Genomic DNA, 16564 nt, shown 5'->3' on the forward strand with positions numbered 1-16564 from the left:
CGCTTATCTGTTTTCCATATAATCTAAGCAGTCTTTTAATATATTCTTTCTTCAGAGGGCTTTTGCGGATACGGATATCTCGGATTATCACGGCGTTTGCGAAATCCATCATTATACCCGTCTCTCTTTCTCCGATTGCGAATAACAAAAACTAATAACCTTCAATTAAAAAAATAACCGCATGGTATGGATAAAATCCCTTGAAGGAAGTTATGTGAATGTCGATAATGTCCTTTCAATCGTATTTGACAACAAATGCAACTCTTTTGCGGCGGTCGTGGGATACAAGGACGGACGCCTTCAGCATAAAATCTACCAGAACCGCGCCCTCGACAACATCCTCGCCGGCGCCAGACCGCGAAACGAATTCGAGATAATCGAAGAGATTATCGACTTAATAGAAAAATCCAAAGCCGGAGAAGGTCCCAAGATCCTTGACCTGACGGCACTTATAGACAACTGATACCTGCACCTGTACCGGCAAGCGATTGTCTCCCTGCAAAAGCCGGAACCACTTACAGTATAGTATCGGAAAAAATTGATATATTGATTAAAATTAATTTCAATATTTTATTTGAGCAATTTATTTCAGCAGTTTTACGAGCAGAGCCTTCTGAGCGTGCAGACGGTTTTCCGCCTGATCCCAGATAATGCTGTGCTCTCCTTCCATGACCGCATCGGAGATCTCTTCGCCGCGGTGCGCCGGAAGACAGTGCATGACGACAACGTCTTTGTTTGCATGCGCAATCAGTCCGTCATCGACGCAGAATCCCTTGAACGCCTTTAAGCGCTCCTCCTTCTCGTCCTCCTCGCCCATCGAGATCCATGTGTCCGTGTAGATTACATCCGCACCTTTGACCGCGTCAATCGGATTCTCGAAGTATTTCACCCGAATACCGTGCTTCGCGGCAGTCTTTAAGACCTCCTCATCGGGCTCGTAGCCTTTCGGCGTCGAGACCGTAATCTCGAATCCCGTGTGTGCGCCGGCAAGAATAAGCGAATTGCAGACGTTGTTTCCGTCGCCGACCCACGCAACGCGGAGCTTTGAGAGGTCATCGCCGAACCTCTCCTTCATTGCCAGAACATCGGCAAGAATCTGACAGGGGTGTTCCTTATCGGAAAGACCGTTGATAACCGGAATCGAGGCATACTTAGCAATCTCCTCGATTGTCGAGTGAAGATAGGAACGAATCATTATCGCCGAAAGATAACGCGAAAGAACACGTGCCGTATCGCGAATCTCCTCGCCGCGTCCGAGCTGCATCTCGTTCGGATTCAGGAAAATCGCGTGACCGCCGAGCTCGTACATGCCGACATCGAACGAGATCCTTGTCCTCGTCGAAGACTTCTCGAAGATCATGCCGAGTGTCTTCTTCGGCAGAATATCCTCGAGGACACCTGCGGCGCGTTTCCTCTTCAGTTCCGCCGCAAGAGAAATGACCTCGTCAAACTCCTCTTTCGTAAGATCGAGGATGGATAAAACGTTTTTGACCATTACTGCCTTATCTCCTTCATATGTGCAATGCGCTTATTGAGAACCTCAACCGTTCCGATATCTTTTCTGTGCCGAATCTTGCCCGAAACGGACTGACACGCCTTCTCCGCAATCTTCTCGGCATCCTCGAGAGTATCCGCCATGCCGACAAAAGCCAGCGTCCTTGAGGTCTGAGTCTTGAGTTTTCCGCCTTCTTCGACGACGTTGGCGTAGTAAAGGACGGCATCCCCGATATCGCCGATTTCGATATCGCAGTTGGGCTGCGGCGAATCGGGGTAACCTTCGGGGACGATATACTTGCAGACCGTAGCCTTATGGGTGAATTCCACATCGGCATCCGAGAGTGTTCCCGACGCAATCTTCTCGACAATATTGCAGAAATCGGATGAAAGCAGGGTAAGAAGGTTCATCGCCTCCGGATCGCCGAACCTTGCGTTGAACTCGATGACCTTAGGACCGTCCTTCGTAATCATGAACTGACCGTAGAGCATCCCCTTATAGACATTGCCCATCTTCTTCATCGACGCAACCACGTCTTTCATTATCGCAATCGCATCTTTGTAGTCGTCGGCTTTAACAAACGGCAGTTTGTGGTCGGCAAGAGTATATGACCCCATACCGCCGGTGTTGGGTCCGACATCGCCTTCGAAGGCACGCTTGTGGTCCTGAACGAGCGGCATGGGCACGAGGTGTTCGCCGTCGACGAAAGCCATCAGAGTAAACTCTTCGCCGAGAAGTCTCTCTTCCAAAACGACCTCGCCGCCGATCTCGTGAATGTATTTTATTGCGCCTTCCTTATCGAAATGCTCGCCCATGATGGCAACGCCCTTGCCGCCGGTAAGCCCGATCGGCTTAATTGCAAGGTCCCCGCCGTAGTTTCTTATAAACTCCTCGGCTTTGACGGGATCGTGAAAAATATTGTACTTCGGACATCCCGCAATATCGTATTCCCTCATCAGATTGCGGCAGAACGCTTTATCGGTCTCTATCTGCGCGGCAAGACGTTTCGGACCGACGCAGCTGATTCCTTTCTCCTCGAGGCAGTCGGCAAGACCTGCCGCAAGAGGTGCTTCGGGACCGATAACCGCATATTTGATATTCATCTTAACGGCATATTCCGCGACCTTATCGACTTCGGTCTCTTTACAGAGCAGGAAATCCTTGCAGAGACCTGCTATGCCCGGATTTTTCTTTGCCATTACCGCGTATAATTCGCAGGCATCATTTCTTGCAAGAGCTTTTGCGATTGCATGTTCTCTGCCGCCTCCGCCTACAACCAAAACTTTCATCGACATATATATTCACCGCAATAGACGAAAAGTATTGTCAGTATCCTCTCACTTTGCACTCACTTACTTTCGGTTCATTATCTCGGACGCACGGACAAGCGAATTGAGTTCGACTCCCATTCCTTTGAGTTTTTCCGCTCCGCCCTGTTCTCTGTCGACAACGGTCACGACTTTGCCTATGATTGCGCCGCCGTTTTTGAGCGCTTCTATTCCGTAAACGACACTGCCGCCCGAGGTGACTACGTCCTCGACAAGAAGGACCTTCTTGTCCTTAATGTCGCCGACAATCTTCCCGGCAAGTCCGTGATCCTTCTCCTCCTTTCTGATAATGCAGTAGGGCTTGTTTGCCGCAAGCGAGACCGCGACCGCAATCGGCACGGCGCCGACGGCGACACCCGCGACGACCTCGAATTCGCTGCCGTATTTGTCCGCGATTGCCTTTCCTATTTCTCTGAGGAGCATCGGGTTTGTCGATGCCGTCTTGATATCTATATAGTATGTGCTCTTGGCGCCGGAGGCAAGCGTGAACTCGCCGAACTTGATGGCGTTGTATTTAATCAGTATTTCCGCAATTTCGTTTACCATGGTACCTTTTTAACTCCGATGATGTAGCCTATTATGTTTGCGCCCCTGTGCAGAAGCGGGGTGATAATCAGTATCCATATGAAGACAAGCCAGGTTATATTGGTTATTGTCCATTCATAGTCGAAGATGAGGACAAGGAGCAGTGATCCTGCGACAAGGTCGTACTGGTCGGCGATAAGCCATTCCTCGCCGCTCTCCTTGTTCAGTCTTCTCTTGAAGAAACTCTTTACGAGGTCGCCCAGTAAAGCGCCGAATGCCAGCAGGACTACCGAAAGATATGTATGAATAGCGAATCCGAAGTAGTCGCCGATGAATATCAGTAAAATACCGAAGATTATTCCGGATAAGACGCCGCCGAAGAAGCCTCTCCATGTCTTGCCGGAGCCGAATATTCTTCTTCCGTCTCCGAAGTTCTTTCCGAAGTCCATGGGCGTGCCGCCGCCGAAGACAGCCGCGGCGGAATTGGGCACGTATGCGGGGATCATTATCCAGAATGCCACAAAAAGCGAGGTCAGTATTTCAGTAATATCCATATCGAAAAGCCGCCAATATAACTAATGTTTGCAAATTAATGAATATATAATGATGCCTGCAACCATAAACCGAAAATATTAAGCCGGCAGTTCCGACAGTATCGAAAATACCGACACTACCGGCAATACCTGCAATATCTTTCCCGTATCCCGCAAAACAGTTATGATGCTTGTGTATTGGATGGCGACCGAAATTGTCGTATATAGTCGTGTACAGTCGTGTATAATATCGAATTTTTCTCGGGAATTTAATATTACATAATATATATTTATTTTTGAATAATTATATATTCAACCTTGACCATATACACAATTATTCGACACGGATTGTCGGATAATGATGCGGAAAAAACCACAAATAATTGCGTGAATGCCTGACTTACGGCATTCTGACGGTCTGATGAATTGCGGGGGCATTCAAAGAAAAGCCGAACAAGACTATAAAACATTAATAGTGATCAAAAATAAAATTATAAGATATTCAGACATGAGTGCAACAAAGGTATTGAAAACAACAAAAGGTCTTTGTCCAAAATGCGGCGCGGTACTCCCAGCCGAGATCATTGAGGAAGATAACCAGATATGGATTGTCAGAACATGCCCCGAGCATGGCGTTCAAAAGAGTCTCTATTGGTCTGACGCGGAGATGTACAAGCAGTTCGATGCTTACGACACCGTAGGAAAAGGCGTGTTAAATCCGCAGGTTCATGTCTCCGAGGACAAATGCCCGCATGCCTGCGGACTGTGCAATAACCATCAATCCGGCACTCTACTTGCAAATATAGACCTTACCAACCGCTGCAATCTCAACTGCGAGTTCTGCTTCGCAAATGCGCGAGCATGCGGATATATCTATGAGCCCACATATGACGAGATCATAGAAATCCTGAAGATGCTGCGGTCGCAGAAGCCCTGCGCCGTTCCCGCGGTTCAGTTCTCCGGCGGTGAGCCTACGATGAGGGACGACCTTGTAAAGATCGTTCAGGCGGCTCACGATCTCGGATTCAAACAGATTCAGCTGGCAACGAACGGTATCAAACTTTCCCGCGACAAGCAGCTCGTGGCTGACCTGAAGAATGCCCGCCTTTCGACGATATACCTGCACTTCGACGGCGTTACCAAGGACACGAATCCGCTCATAAACATAAGCCGCAGGGTAATCGATAACTGCCGCGAGGTCAAACAGGGTGTTGTCCTCGTTCCGACAATCATCAACGGCAAGAACGACCACCAGATCGGCGACATTATCAGATTCGCAAAGGAAAACGTCGATGTCGTGAGAGGAATCAATTTCCAGCCCGTTGCATTTACCGGTGCGGCATCCGAGGACGACGTGGCAAAGGAGCGTGTCACCATCCCCGACCTCACGAAGAGGATTGAGGAGCAGACCGGCGGCGTTCTCCTTCAGAAGTATTTCTACCCCGTGCCCTGCGTCCTTCCTATATCGCATCTCGTCGAGGCATATACCGGAAAGCCGCAGATTGAGTTCACGAGCCACCAGCACTGCGGTGCGGCAACCTATGTCTTCATCAACGAAGACGGCACGATGACGCCCGTAAACAAGATGATAGATGTCGACAAGTTCTTCGAGGTCGTCAACCATATGGCAAACAAGCTCGACGACACCAATGCCGATAAGAAAATACTGAACAAGTATGTTGCACTTGTCGAGGGTCTGAAGGGTTTCCGCAAATCGCTTAAGGGCGCAAGCGACGACACATATTCGTCGAAGTTCTGGAAGATGCTCTATCAGGCTCTTGTCAAGCAGGATTTCCAGGCACTGAAGGAGTTCCACTGGAATGCACTTTTCATAGGAACCATGCATTTCATGGATAACTACAACTACGACGTGAGTCGTGTCAAACGCTGTTGCATTCACTATGCAACACCCGATTTGAAGCTGATTCCGTTCTGTACATACAATTCGGGACATGTCTTCCGCGAGGAAGTCTGGAAGAAACATGCAAAACCCATGGAAAAACAGGACGAACTTGCGGAACTGGACTGATTAAAGACTGATTAAAGACTGATTAAAGACTGATTAAAGACTGATTAAAGACTGATTAAAGACTGATTAAATCAGACAGTAATCTTAATTTTCTTTTTTTTATTTTCGCATCCGTTTCGTTTCGGATTGCAGACTGACGTAATGCGTTTACCGCGATTGAATCGCAATAATGATATTTTCTGACGATGTTTAGTTAATTACGAAATTATCCAGAGATTTTTGGATTTGTGAGAACCATGATTCTGATTGTAAAAAAACCGACCGACACTCCCGATGACAATTCCACGGGAATGGTTGCGGATGCGCTGACGAAAAAAGGCGTTAAATTCTCCTATCTTGACCTTGCGGAGATAGATCCCTTCTCAAATGAGATTGAGGGCAACCTCATCTGGGTCTGCGGAATAAAACAGGATGCCGTGCAGTTCGAGGTCATAAGTGCCCTCAATCTCAACAACCGCGTCGTAAACTCGCCCGATGCGATTGCCGCCTGCGCAAGCAAAGCCCAGACCACGGCAAGACTCCTTAAAAACGGCGTTAAGACGCCGGATACGATATTCACGGGTTCAAGGAAGTGCGTCGAGAAATTCCTCGAGAAGCACGGCACCGTTGTTTATAAACCCGTCTACGGCTTCGACGGCAACGGCATTTATCCGTTCAAATCCATGAGCGAGCTGAAAGAGGATTCGCCGTATTACATACAGGAATACGTCAAAAACAACTGCGATTACCGCGTGTTTGTCGTCGGCGGCGTTGCGGTCGGCGCAATCAGAAGGACTTCGGACTCCTTTGCCCACAATATCCATCAGGGCGGATTCGGCGAGGCACTTGAGGTCATCCCCGAAGAGATCTGCGATATCGCCTCGCGTGCGGCAAAGGCAATCGGCATCGACTACTGCGGCGTCGACCTGCTGCCGCTCGAGGACGGCGGTTACACGGTTCTGGAGGTAAACGGCACTCCGAACTGGCATTGCATGACGGCACCGATACCCTCGATACTTGCGGATTACCTCATCGAGACCGAAAAGCACATGTGAATGCCGGAATGCGGGCAGCGAAATAACGGAAAACGAACGTTAAAAAGCAATTATAGACTGCAAAAAACAATTAAAAACCATAAAAACAATCAATCAACAATCCAATATCAAAATTTTGAAAAAAATAGAAAAATTATCTGAACCTGACATTCTCGGGTTCTTCTTCATCAATTTCTTTCTCGGTCTTGAGTGCAAGTTCATGCATTCTCTCCGCAATTCTCTTGGAAGCGGAAGGCTCGATGTCCTTCATTGCATTTGCTATCTCCTGACCCAAAACGAATATGGCATGTTTATGCTCCATCTTGCTCTTGTGAACCTGAGTCGGCTTTACCTTCAGGGATTCGTACTCCGAGAACGATGCGGACGGATTCTCCTTCTCAAAGTTCTCTTTGATGGTATACATGAACTGATGAAGTGCTACTAATTCCTCTTTATGCATTAATATCGCTCTATAAATGTGATAACAGTGTTATTTTTCAAACCAATTTAATCTATCTTAAGGAACGGTAATCAGACGAACCGCTACGGGTTTCCTGACGATGCCGCAGAACTCCGGCGATGCCGCAAATTCAAGCCCGAGTGCCGAAATTCTGTCCAGAACACTCTGATTTATCGGCATGGGCGAGATGAACCCTTTCGCATCGGCGGAAGCTTTCTTAAACGCCGCATCAATCTCTTCCTGCGGGAATTCGTTTAAGATTGAGCCGTTTCCGTCCGTAAACCGTATGACGCCGGATTTTCTGATCTCTTTCATCTGCATCTGCAGTTCCTTCTCAAACGGCGTCAGCGTCGCCTGCCCGATTATGTTCTCCATCGGATTTTTCGGGGATTCTATGACAATCTCCGAAGCCGCGGCTTTCCCGTCGGCGGCGCGGTTTTTGCCGTTCGGCGCAAATGCGCTGATATCGAGTGCACCGTCCTTTGAGAGGCACTTGGCGCCGAGGATTACCTCCAGAGGCACCTTGTAGCGCAGAGGTTTGACTATCTCCTTGCGCGACATGTCCTCAACGCTCCTTCCGCGTGGGCTTACGGCGACAAAGTCGATATCGGCGACCTGGATGAGTTCGCTTAAGATAAGGTCGCCTCCCCTGTCGCCGTCGACGAAAGCGGTCGCAGTCTTCGTCCGGCAGAGGTCCACAATAGTCTGCGGAATATTCGTGCCTTCGACGGCAACGGCGTTTTTGATGCCGTATTTCAGGAGATTAATCACATCGGCGCGACCTTCGACGACGATGATTGCATCCGAGTCCATGACATTGGGTCCTGCGGGAACCTTCTCCTCGCCGAGTTCGACCATCTTCTCTATACGCGAATGCTGTCTTACGTCATCGATAAGGTCGTTTGTGTCGATGAGCCCCTCGTCAAAGGACATGATGAGAATCTCTTTGGCGCGGTCGATGAGCTTTTTTCGTTTCTCAATCCGGCTGTCCTCTACCTTTGCGACACGAAACTGCGATGCGCAGGGACCCACGCGCTCGATTGTCTCGATTGATGCCGCAAGAAGAGCGGTCTCCGCCTTGTCAAGCGACGAATGGATTACTATCTCGCCTTTTGTGTTTCCTCCCTTACTTGCCGTTTTTACGTCGATTCGCCCGACCCTGCCCGATCTCTGAAGGTCGCGCAGGTCGAGTTCCTCTCCGAGCAGACCCTCGGTCTGTCCGAATATCGCCCCTATGACATCGGATTTTTCTACGATGCCTTCGGTCTCAAAGCTGATTATTATCTGATATTTCGTGCTTTCCTGTGAGTAAATGGAAAAGACCTCCCGTGATTTTTGTCCGTGATGTCCGCGTAATCCCGCGGAATAAGTCATAATGATGATGTAATGTGCGCCTGCTTACTGCGGCAGCAATTGACTAATGGTATTTTGTATTATATATAATCGTAGCCCGCCGCAGCCCGCGTCGTTAAGGGATTAATTCTGCTTCGCTTTTGCGATTGCGTCTTTCAAAAGAGTTTTTGCATCCGCGACCGATATGCCGTCGACCTGAATGCGTTTAAGGGATGAGGTCGTCCCCGATATTATCGAGACATTGCCGACAGGGACTTTAAAGAATTCGGAAACTGCCGAGAGGATGACCTTGTTTGCCTTTCCATCGATGGGCTGTGCACCGATCCTGCACTGGACGGCATTTCTCCACTCGTTGTAGCCCGACGGAAATACGGTCTTTTTGCTCCCTGCCGTGACGTCAAGGGTGATTGCCGTCGAGTTTTTGTATTCCGAGACCGCGTCCGATATGTCCATGCTTTCTCCGTTATACTGAAATCCTGTCCGAAATAAATCCTGTCGAAAAGAATCCTGTCGAAATGAATTGCCCAAAATTCTTCCGAAAATCTATGGATGTCTCTATTCCGATAATGTCGCCCGGAATTAACAAACATGGATCATCAGCGGCATTTTGCCGAACTTCACCCGTTATACCCAAAAGCCGGGCTTGAATAATTTAATTTGCCTGTAACGCACCCGCGTTGTCCCGTGAATCACACCTAGAACTATGCCGATAGATCATCCGGGACCTATAAAAACGATGCGCATAATATCGGCAATACAGTTTCGTCATTCTACGGTAAAATCATTTGCGGGGAATTAGGGGGAGGCGGAGTAGCCGCGTCCGGTAACTTTGCGCGGATTCGTCCTGAAGAAGTCGCCGTTATCGAAGGCAATCTCCCCGTTTACGATGACAATCTCGGGGAAGACGGCGGACATGCCCTCATAGGGTGTCCAGCCCGCTTTGACGCAGAGGTTGTCGGCGGAGATCTTCACCGACGCTCTTTCGAGGTCTTTGGGATAGAGCGCAAAGTCTGCGAGTTCGCCGACGGCGAAACCCGACGGTCTGAGGTTAAGAATCGCGGCGGGCTTACGCACGGTCTTTTCTATGAGCGAATCGAGAGTAATCCGCTTCTCCGCGACCTGCCGCATCAGAAGCGGCATCATGGTCCCTACGCCCTGCATGCCCGATGGTGCATTGCCGAACGTGTTTTCCGTCTTCTCCGCGATTGTGTGCGGCGCCGAATCGGATGCAATCACATCGATGGAATCCCACATGGCAAAGAGCGCTTTTCGCGTCTTTTCGTCGCGCAACGGCGGATTTACCTTTGCAAACGCATCCTTGGGGTCGAACATCTCCCGCGAGAGCAGGAGATGATGCGGCATTACCTCAAAGGTAGGGGCGCGGGTTGAGGCGCCGTATTGTTTTGCGGCGGCAATGACGGCATTCACGGATTCGGGCGCGGAAAGATGGCAGAGGTGAAGTCTGAGGTCTTCGGGTGCGATTGCGAGGATGTTTTCAACCGCTCTTCTCTCCCCTTCCGCACTTCGCAGGAGGTCATGGGCTTTGAGATCGACGTCATCTCCGGCAGATATTTCCTCGGCATGAACCGTGACCGTCGCACCGAGGGCTTTTATCTCCGCAAATGCCGTTTTTAAGAAATCCGTCGTCACGGGCGTGCCGTAACTCGATTCCGCGTAGAAAGTCTCTCCGAACGCAAGTGCCCCCGCATCATACATCTCTTTAAACTTTGATTCGGGAGTGACGCCGCCGTTAACCGCGAAATTACAGTATGCGCCCGCAGCGGCTTCGTCCATGCGCTTTCCGAACGTTTCTCCGTCGGTGATTGCGGGGATTGTGTTCGGCTGGTCGACGACCGTGCCCACTCCGCCGGCGACAGCCGCCTTTGTCCCCGTCTCCCATGTTTCCTTGTGGGACTGCACAGCGCCGCCACGCATATGCACATGCATGTCCAGAGCCGCGGGTATGCAGATATATTTCGAGCAGTCGAGGACCGTTTCCGCATCTCCGTCCAAAGACGTGCCGACGGGCTTGTTTCCCGTGCAGACGCCGCCTGCGACCGTAATGTCTCTGACGCTGCCGTCCGGCATCTTCACATTCTTTAAGACCAGCGACACCGAACCGGTTGATGCCGTTTTATTGTTCCTTTTCATTTTATCGTTTCCGGTAAGACCGTTTACGCTGAAATACGACCGGTCGTTCGGGTCGTTTGCGGTGATTCGTACCGCAAACAGATATGAATAATCATATTTCGCCGCATTGAATAATATTTCCTTTCTTTGAATTTTGAGAACTTGAAAAAAATGATATGCTGACAGGAAGAATAATGATGGGAATACTATGGCTGACAAGATGATCTATAATCACGAAGCACTGCTCAGGTATCTGCTCTACGGTGCGTTGTTGTTGGTTATTCTTATCGGGATGAACCAGACGGCATATCTCTTCAATATGATCTTCATCTCGCTGATTCTGACAATGATCGGTGCTCCTATTTATTACTCCCTGAAGAAACGCGGATTCTCCGATGTCGGCGCCGTATCTTCGGTGATGGCAATTTACGGCGCCACCATATTGGCTTTTCTGCTGCTGATTGTCTATTCTCTGAATGTATTTATAGGCAATATCGGAAAATACAGCGAACTGTTTTATGAGAGAATTGCGGATTTGTATCTGTTTTTAAGTGATTTCGGCATTAATTTGCCTTCTCTGGCTGATTTCGAACCCGATTGGGGCAGTATCTCAAAATATGTGCTGCAGTTTGCCGGCGACACGAGTTCGCTGATGATGAACGCGTTCTTTATCTTCGTCATCACCACCTTCCTGTTCCTGGAGATACCCGTGATGCCCAAGCGCATCAGGAAGGTCTTCGGCAACGATGAGAATACCGACTCGAAGTATATGGAAATGTGCAACAGCATGATAAAGTGGCTTGTTGTCAAGACCAAGACCAATGTAGTACTCGGTGCTGCTTTCGGCGGAATGCTCTTTGTTCTGGGTGTCGATCTGTCTATTTTCCTGGGTGTTCTGGCAATTATTCTCAGTTATATACCGTATATCGGTCTGCTTATAGTCGCGGTTCCCGCGGTTGTGCTGGCATGGCTTCAGCTCGGCATCTGGGGTGCTGTCGTTGTTATAATCGGCATCTGTATAATTAATGCGGTTGTGGAAAACCTCGTCTTCTCGAAGTTTGCGGCGAACGATTTCTCCATGCCGCCGCTGCTTGTGGTTCTGTCGCTTGTCCTGTGGACCTGGATTCTCGGTCCTATCGGCATGATGCTCTCGGTTCCGATTACGATAATGATTCTCATAGCGCTGAAGTATAACGAGAATACCAGTTGGATTCCGACGATTCTCGGAATGGACGACTATAAACTTGACGAGTCCGAAGATGACGCAAAGGATGCGGGTGCAAAGACCGCAAATGCCGGCGAAGACGTTGCCGGAGATAAAGAACAGTAATCCGATATCCGAAAAATATCTTTTTTTGTTTCTGTTATTTTTTTGTCATTAATCCGATTTGCAGAACATTCAGATTATTCTCTATGTCTTCGATTGTCTTCGGTTGATCTCGGTTGATTTCAATTGCTTTAGATTGCTTTTGATTAATTTACTCACCGCTGTTTTACGCACAATTGTGCTCTGTGTGTGCGTTCATGTGTTCCAAAATGCCTCATGGCATTTCCGCTGATGTTTCCGCTGTTCTGCCATCCTTCATCTTTAGGTCTGCAGTCCGTATATCTGCATGTTTTTGTTTGCAGTATATTGCGTTATTGCCGTATTTTCGATGGTATTGCGTCTTTTGCGGTTGTTTTAGGCATTCTGTTGCTTCGGGTTGCGACTTTTCTGACCTGTATTTGTTACTCTTTCTAAGGGTTATTCAATAGAGATATTTAAAATATCTTTTATTTTTTAGATACTATCATTAATTATTGATATTATTTAAATTTTATAATATAATAGTTGCCGACCAATACTGTCAAATATTTTGGAAGTAATATTATGGTGTAAGCAGACGAGCAGCCATGTTGAAAAGAAGCGAACTTGATATCTTAAACTGCATAGTCGAATCCCCGAAGAGGCATACGGTCTACAGCCTGGCGAAATCGATGAACAGACCGCAGTCCACCGTATTTAACCTCGTAAAGAACATGCAGGAAAAATATCTCCTCACATACGAGATAAGCAGCAGCGTTAAGAACGTGCAGAAGAAGAATATCGTCCTTACCGAACTCGGATTCTGCGAATACGTGCTGAATTCGAGCAGGTTCGAGGAGGCGACGGGTTCCCTGACGAAAAAAGTCGCAATCCTCAGGGAACTGCGCAGTCTCAACATCTGCACGGAATGTATCTACAGCGCTCTTCGCGGGGTATTGAGCGAAAAACTCACCGACGCCGAGTTAAACCGCAAAAGCTGGCTCATCAATTCTTTGATCTACGTTCAGAGCAAGACCTGCGGTCAGACACTCTACAAGCATCTCGCTGCCGTGCGCTCAAATAAATACTGTATCGTCGATGACGTAACCGGAGAAGTAGTCTCAAGACTCGACGTCGCCGAAAAAGTCCATGAAGTATTTACCGAGACGCTCTTTGAGAACATGATGCATGAATTCCCGATAGACTCCCCCGAGCCTCTCGTATCAGCGCTCGGATTGAGGATTATCGGGTGGTTTAAAGCCGCGGATGAGCGTGTATTAATCGAGAAATATCTCAAGAGCATGGCAACGGAAGCAAAGCGGCTTGAAACGGTAACGGAAGCGTTTCAATCGACAGAATAACGGAGTAAAGGAAGCGGCAGAAGGGTATGGTTTCTGTCGCCGCAAGGTTGTAAAAATGTATTATTTCATTAAATTAAGGGGTTTTGAGGAACTCTATCTGAAATTTTTTGATTCCCGATAATTCCGGATTATTTACGAAATCTCTCAAACTTTCTTTAATCCGGAGAGTCTCTTGGGAGTCTTTTATGAGACTTTTAGGAGTCTTTTATTTTTCGCCGATAATTTGTTGGTGATGGTTGATCTGTCTTGATCTTTGTGCAGGTGCCGTCATTCCGGACTATCGTCCGGTTTCATGCCCTTACACAATCACAGATTGCACTGCACGGTATTTATACAAACGGCGTGCGGTGCGAAAGTAATAATCGTGGTAAATACCGACAAGCCGCCGGTATCCTGCCTAAAAATGGCTTTAAAAAAAAGAGAATGAAGTAAAACGAAGAAACGGTTATTTCTTCGTCTTTGAACCCGGTGCGTTGGCGACAATCGGGAGTGCCTCGACAATATCCTCAAGGCACTCGCCCGGAATACCCATGACCATGAGTTCATCGGCAATGCCGGAGAACTTCCTTGAACCGTCGCATCCGAGCGAGATATTCGGCTTACCCGTGAGATAGGGCTGTGCGCAGGCATCCGCGCAAAGCGACTGAATACCCGAGAACTCGGAGTTGATTCTGCCGCCGGACTTATAGACAATCGCCTGCGCAAGCTTCAGCATCATAACCGGCTTTGCGGTGATAATCACGACATTCGGCGAAAACGGCGTTTTTTCCAGCGGAGCATAGACCGTTGCGTAGGTCGGCGGGTCGTTCGATCCGATAAGTTCGCAGTGCGGAACGCTCTTTATTGTCCGCATGCACGACGCCCATGAACTGTATTTGCCCAGTTTGAAGTAGAATTCGCCGCTCTGAAGCGAAGGCGTGATGCCTTTCAGTCCGAGCGCCCAGCTTCCGCCCGCACAGGAGTGTTTATCCGCGGTAGCATAGAATATCTTACCCTCGCGACCGGCTTTGGCAACCATCTGGCAATGCCTTGTAACTTCGTCAATCTCGGGAATGCCCTGCGGGATGCCCTCCGGCGATTTTGCGAATTTGACGGCGACGGGCGAGGCTTCCAGATTGAGAATCTCTTTGAGAGTCGCCGAAAGTTCGGCATAGGTAAGGTCTTTTTTCATCTCGTCACTCATGTTAATCACGCTAAAATATGTGCTGCCGTAATATAGAACTTACCTTTCACGGACGGAGACCAGGACGGCGCCCCTCAATTCTATAACTTTTTTACGTATAAATCCAAAAACTATAGAATAAGTATGCAGAGACCCCTGAAATTTCTGAATCACAAAATCGAAGAAAATGCCCTCGATATGACCTACAATCCCGTTGAGAACACGGGGTCGGTCATATACAATCTTTCGCTGATAAAATCGGAAGACACGGAATCGGCGATAAAGATCTTCAAGGACGCATACGCAACCGGGCTTTGCGTGAGCGACAGGGTTATTTTTGCGCCGTCGGGAACGAAGATTGAGGGTTTTACGATTCCCGAGGGTTACTGCGGAATCTGCACGTTGTGCAGTCTTATTCTTGACTCTCTGCTCTATCAGAAGGGAATTAACGTCAACCCCATCGGCGGCGGTCTCGTTGAAGTGGAAAAACTGATTCCTCGCCGTTTTACCGCCATTATACAGTATGAATACACGACCGTCGATCCCATAACCGTCATGATCTCGCAGGGAAGCACATCTATCGGAGACGTAATCGAAAGCGGCAGCGGCACAATCACCGGCAATATCCGCGAATGCCATATGGAGTCTGAATCCGCGGTCTTTGAGGTATTGGACGACCTTATTGCCGCAGGATTTACGGGCGTCCTCGATGTCGGCGCCCCAAATACCGAACTTCTGGGTGTGCCCGTCAATACAAATTATCAGGGTATAGCGATGATCGGCGGCACAAATCCGATTGCCGCGTTCAAAGAGACGGGGAGATGGGCGGAGGTCCAGTCGATGAAAGGTCTCATGGATATCTCGAATTTTTCGCTGATATCCGATTATTGATTATTTGTATACGTTTATTCAAAAATAGAGAACGGAATGTTTCCCGCTCCGAGTTCGGTGCGGATATCAAGCCCTTTTTCCACGGCATGACCTATGAGATTCATGCCGCTGTATGCGATGATTGAGGTCCTGTAGGGGTCGGCTCTGACATTGTAGATTCCCGATCCGGTTGCAATCGGGAACATGAACCCGTATTCCTTCATTGCGTCGGCTATGTTGTTTACGGTCGGCACCGCGGCGTCGGGGACTTCTCTGACGATTGCGAGGACGACGCCGTTTCCTGTCTTTATGACCTTATCTATCGATGTGTGACCTGCGTTTATGAACAGAATGAGCGGGTCGACCGTGGTTCCGCGGTATCCTATAAGATTGACGAATCCCGTCGGTTTTCGGTCGGCGACCGCCATGGTGCCGCCGAACGTCATCTTTATGGGAATGCCGTGATTCTGGAGAATGCCGTCCATCGTGATGTTGCAGACCGTGATTATTCCCGTCTGCCCTTCGGGAATGCGTGGATCGTCGTCGATTATCTTATACGACGAAAAAAAGCTGATTTTTTCGTTGATGACCTCGTCAAAAGCCCTGATTGCGTCATCGACCTGCGATTCCGGAAGACATGAGAGGTTGTAGGCGACATTGCCTTTTCCCGTTTCGGGGTTAAAATTGCTCTTGAACGCCAGACGTTCGAGTTTTGAGATGACATATCCTATTCTTTCGTCGACGAGTGCCCTTTCCGTCTCGGCAATTCCCGCAGATGTCAGAACGCGACCGTGATTGCCGATTTTTTTCGTGAATCCCATCTCGTCGAGGTAGCTGAGGTAATACTGGACTGCCCTGTCGGTAAGGGTGAATCCGTGCTCGGACATAAGCTCGGAGAGACGTTTTGCACCTATGGGTTCCTGATGCTCCTTCAGGATTCTCAGGATTTCAACGCATTTTCTTTCCGATCTGATAAAGCTCATCTTTACTCAACCTTTGGGATATGTCACAATTGCAGTT

The 16564-nt window shown here is 48.7% G+C and carries 16 protein-coding genes; 6 read left to right on the plus strand and 10 right to left on the minus strand.

The features are described 5' to 3' along the window. Positions 1–181: 181 nt before the first annotated feature. Positions 182–463 carry a hypothetical protein gene (locus tag T502_RS03230; protein ID WP_042705676.1) on the plus strand — a complete coding sequence of 94 codons (282 nt, stop codon included), beginning with the start codon at positions 182–184 and terminating at the stop codon, positions 461–463. A gap of 120 nt (positions 464–583) precedes the next feature. Here the strand turns inward: T502_RS03230 and argF are convergent, their stop codons facing one another. Genes argF through T502_RS03250 form a run of 4 tightly spaced genes read right to left on the minus strand, consistent with a single transcriptional unit; the run spans position 584 to position 3854 of the window. Continuing rightward, complete coding sequence (argF, locus tag T502_RS03235; RefSeq protein WP_042705677.1) at positions 584–1495, minus strand: ornithine carbamoyltransferase; 912 nt, start codon at positions 1493–1495, stop codon at positions 584–586. Next, positions 1495–2790: a phosphoribosylamine--glycine ligase gene (purD, locus tag T502_RS03240; RefSeq protein ID WP_042705678.1), complete on the minus strand. Its 1296-nt coding sequence runs from the start codon at positions 2788–2790 to the stop codon at positions 1495–1497. The genes argF and purD overlap by 1 nt, the downstream gene beginning before the upstream one ends. Positions 2791–2847: 57 nt before the next feature. Beyond that, complete coding sequence (pyrE, locus tag T502_RS03245; RefSeq protein ID WP_042705679.1) at positions 2848–3369, minus strand: orotate phosphoribosyltransferase; 522 nt, start codon at positions 3367–3369, stop codon at positions 2848–2850. Further along, entirely contained in the window at positions 3363–3854 is a 492-nt protein-coding gene (locus T502_RS03250) for a CDP-2,3-bis-(O-geranylgeranyl)-sn-glycerol synthase (RefSeq protein WP_042705844.1), read from the minus strand. The genes pyrE and T502_RS03250 overlap by 7 nt, the downstream gene beginning before the upstream one ends. A 535-nt stretch (positions 3855–4389) precedes the next feature. On the opposite strand from T502_RS03250, the gene tes reads away from it, so the two are divergent. Further along, positions 4390–5910 carry a tetraether lipid synthase Tes gene (gene tes / locus T502_RS03255; protein WP_042705680.1) on the plus strand — a complete coding sequence of 507 codons (1521 nt, stop codon included), beginning with the start codon at positions 4390–4392 and terminating at the stop codon, positions 5908–5910. A 236-nt stretch (positions 5911–6146) separates the two neighbouring features. After that, positions 6147–6944: an ATP-grasp domain-containing protein gene (locus T502_RS03260; protein ID WP_042705681.1), complete on the plus strand. Its 798-nt coding sequence runs from the start codon at positions 6147–6149 to the stop codon at positions 6942–6944. A 133-nt stretch (positions 6945–7077) separates the two neighbouring features. Here the strand turns inward: T502_RS03260 and T502_RS03265 are convergent, their stop codons facing one another. The 4 genes from T502_RS03265 to T502_RS03280 form a co-directional block, all read right to left on the minus strand. Further along, complete coding sequence (locus T502_RS03265; RefSeq protein WP_042705682.1) at positions 7078–7383, minus strand: UPF0058 family protein; 306 nt, start codon at positions 7381–7383, stop codon at positions 7078–7080. A gap of 57 nt (positions 7384–7440) precedes the next feature. Continuing rightward, positions 7441–8697, minus strand: coding sequence for a DNA primase DnaG (gene dnaG, locus T502_RS03270; protein WP_042705845.1), 1257 nt, complete (start codon positions 8695–8697; stop codon positions 7441–7443). A gap of 162 nt (positions 8698–8859) precedes the next feature. Continuing rightward, positions 8860–9189 (minus strand): DUF167 domain-containing protein, encoded by a 330-nt coding sequence (locus tag T502_RS03275; RefSeq protein WP_042705683.1) that lies wholly within the window; start codon positions 9187–9189, stop codon positions 8860–8862. Between the two features lie 342 nt (positions 9190–9531). Then, on the minus strand, positions 9532–10887 hold the full coding sequence (locus tag T502_RS03280; RefSeq protein ID WP_052359120.1) for an amidohydrolase family protein: 1356 nt from the start codon (positions 10885–10887) through the stop codon (positions 9532–9534). A gap of 187 nt (positions 10888–11074) precedes the next feature. On the opposite strand from T502_RS03280, the gene T502_RS03285 reads away from it, so the two are divergent. Beyond that, complete coding sequence (locus tag T502_RS03285; protein WP_084173006.1) at positions 11075–12196, plus strand: AI-2E family transporter; 1122 nt, start codon at positions 11075–11077, stop codon at positions 12194–12196. 563 nt (positions 12197–12759) lie between these two features. Further along, positions 12760–13512: a MarR family transcriptional regulator gene (locus T502_RS03290; RefSeq protein ID WP_042705684.1), complete on the plus strand. Its 753-nt coding sequence runs from the start codon at positions 12760–12762 to the stop codon at positions 13510–13512. A 445-nt stretch (positions 13513–13957) separates the two neighbouring features. Here T502_RS03290 and T502_RS03295 read toward each other — a convergent pair whose 3' ends face one another. Continuing rightward, positions 13958–14695, minus strand: coding sequence for a DUF169 domain-containing protein (locus T502_RS03295; RefSeq protein WP_042705685.1), 738 nt, complete (start codon positions 14693–14695; stop codon positions 13958–13960). Positions 14696–14818: 123 nt separating this feature from the next. On the opposite strand from T502_RS03295, the gene T502_RS03300 reads away from it, so the two are divergent. Beyond that, complete coding sequence (locus T502_RS03300; protein WP_042705686.1) at positions 14819–15565, plus strand: DUF128 domain-containing protein; 747 nt, start codon at positions 14819–14821, stop codon at positions 15563–15565. Positions 15566–15579: 14 nt separating this feature from the next. Here the strand turns inward: T502_RS03300 and T502_RS03305 are convergent, their stop codons facing one another. Continuing rightward, on the minus strand, positions 15580–16527 hold the full coding sequence (locus tag T502_RS03305; RefSeq protein ID WP_042705687.1) for a DUF128 domain-containing protein: 948 nt from the start codon (positions 16525–16527) through the stop codon (positions 15580–15582). Positions 16528–16564 lie beyond the last annotated feature (37 nt).

Origin of the sequence: Methanomicrobium mobile BP (genome assembly GCF_000711215.1) — an archaeon.
In the GTDB taxonomy this organism is placed as follows: domain Archaea; phylum Halobacteriota; class Methanomicrobia; order Methanomicrobiales; family Methanomicrobiaceae; genus Methanomicrobium; species Methanomicrobium mobile.

Coding starts and splice junctions, on each gene's coding strand:
- T502_RS03260 (WP_042705681.1), top strand. CDS start 6,147: ATGATTCTGATTGTAAAAAAACCGACCGACACTCCCGATGACAATTCC.
- T502_RS03295 (WP_042705685.1), bottom strand. CDS start 14,695: ATGAGTGACGAGATGAAAAAAGACCTTACCTATGCCGAACTTTCGGCG.
- tes (WP_042705680.1), top strand. CDS start 4,390: ATGAGTGCAACAAAGGTATTGAAAACAACAAAAGGTCTTTGTCCAAAA.
- T502_RS03290 (WP_042705684.1), top strand. CDS start 12,760: ATGTTGAAAAGAAGCGAACTTGATATCTTAAACTGCATAGTCGAATCC.
- argF (WP_042705677.1), bottom strand. CDS start 1,495: ATGGTCAAAAACGTTTTATCCATCCTCGATCTTACGAAAGAGGAGTTT.
- T502_RS03300 (WP_042705686.1), top strand. CDS start 14,819: ATGCAGAGACCCCTGAAATTTCTGAATCACAAAATCGAAGAAAATGCC.
- T502_RS03280 (WP_052359120.1), bottom strand. CDS start 10,887: ATGAAAAGGAACAATAAAACGGCATCAACCGGTTCGGTGTCGCTGGTC.
- pyrE (WP_042705679.1), bottom strand. CDS start 3,369: ATGGTAAACGAAATTGCGGAAATACTGATTAAATACAACGCCATCAAG.
- T502_RS03265 (WP_042705682.1), bottom strand. CDS start 7,383: ATGCATAAAGAGGAATTAGTAGCACTTCATCAGTTCATGTATACCATC.
- purD (WP_042705678.1), bottom strand. CDS start 2,790: ATGTCGATGAAAGTTTTGGTTGTAGGCGGAGGCGGCAGAGAACATGCA.
- T502_RS03250 (WP_042705844.1), bottom strand. CDS start 3,854: ATGATCCCCGCATACGTGCCCAATTCCGCCGCGGCTGTCTTCGGCGGC.
- T502_RS03285 (WP_084173006.1), top strand. CDS start 11,075: ATGGCTGACAAGATGATCTATAATCACGAAGCACTGCTCAGGTATCTG.
- T502_RS03230 (WP_042705676.1), top strand. CDS start 182: ATGGTATGGATAAAATCCCTTGAAGGAAGTTATGTGAATGTCGATAAT.
- T502_RS03275 (WP_042705683.1), bottom strand. CDS start 9,189: ATGGACATATCGGACGCGGTCTCGGAATACAAAAACTCGACGGCAATC.
- T502_RS03305 (WP_042705687.1), bottom strand. CDS start 16,527: ATGAGCTTTATCAGATCGGAAAGAAAATGCGTTGAAATCCTGAGAATC.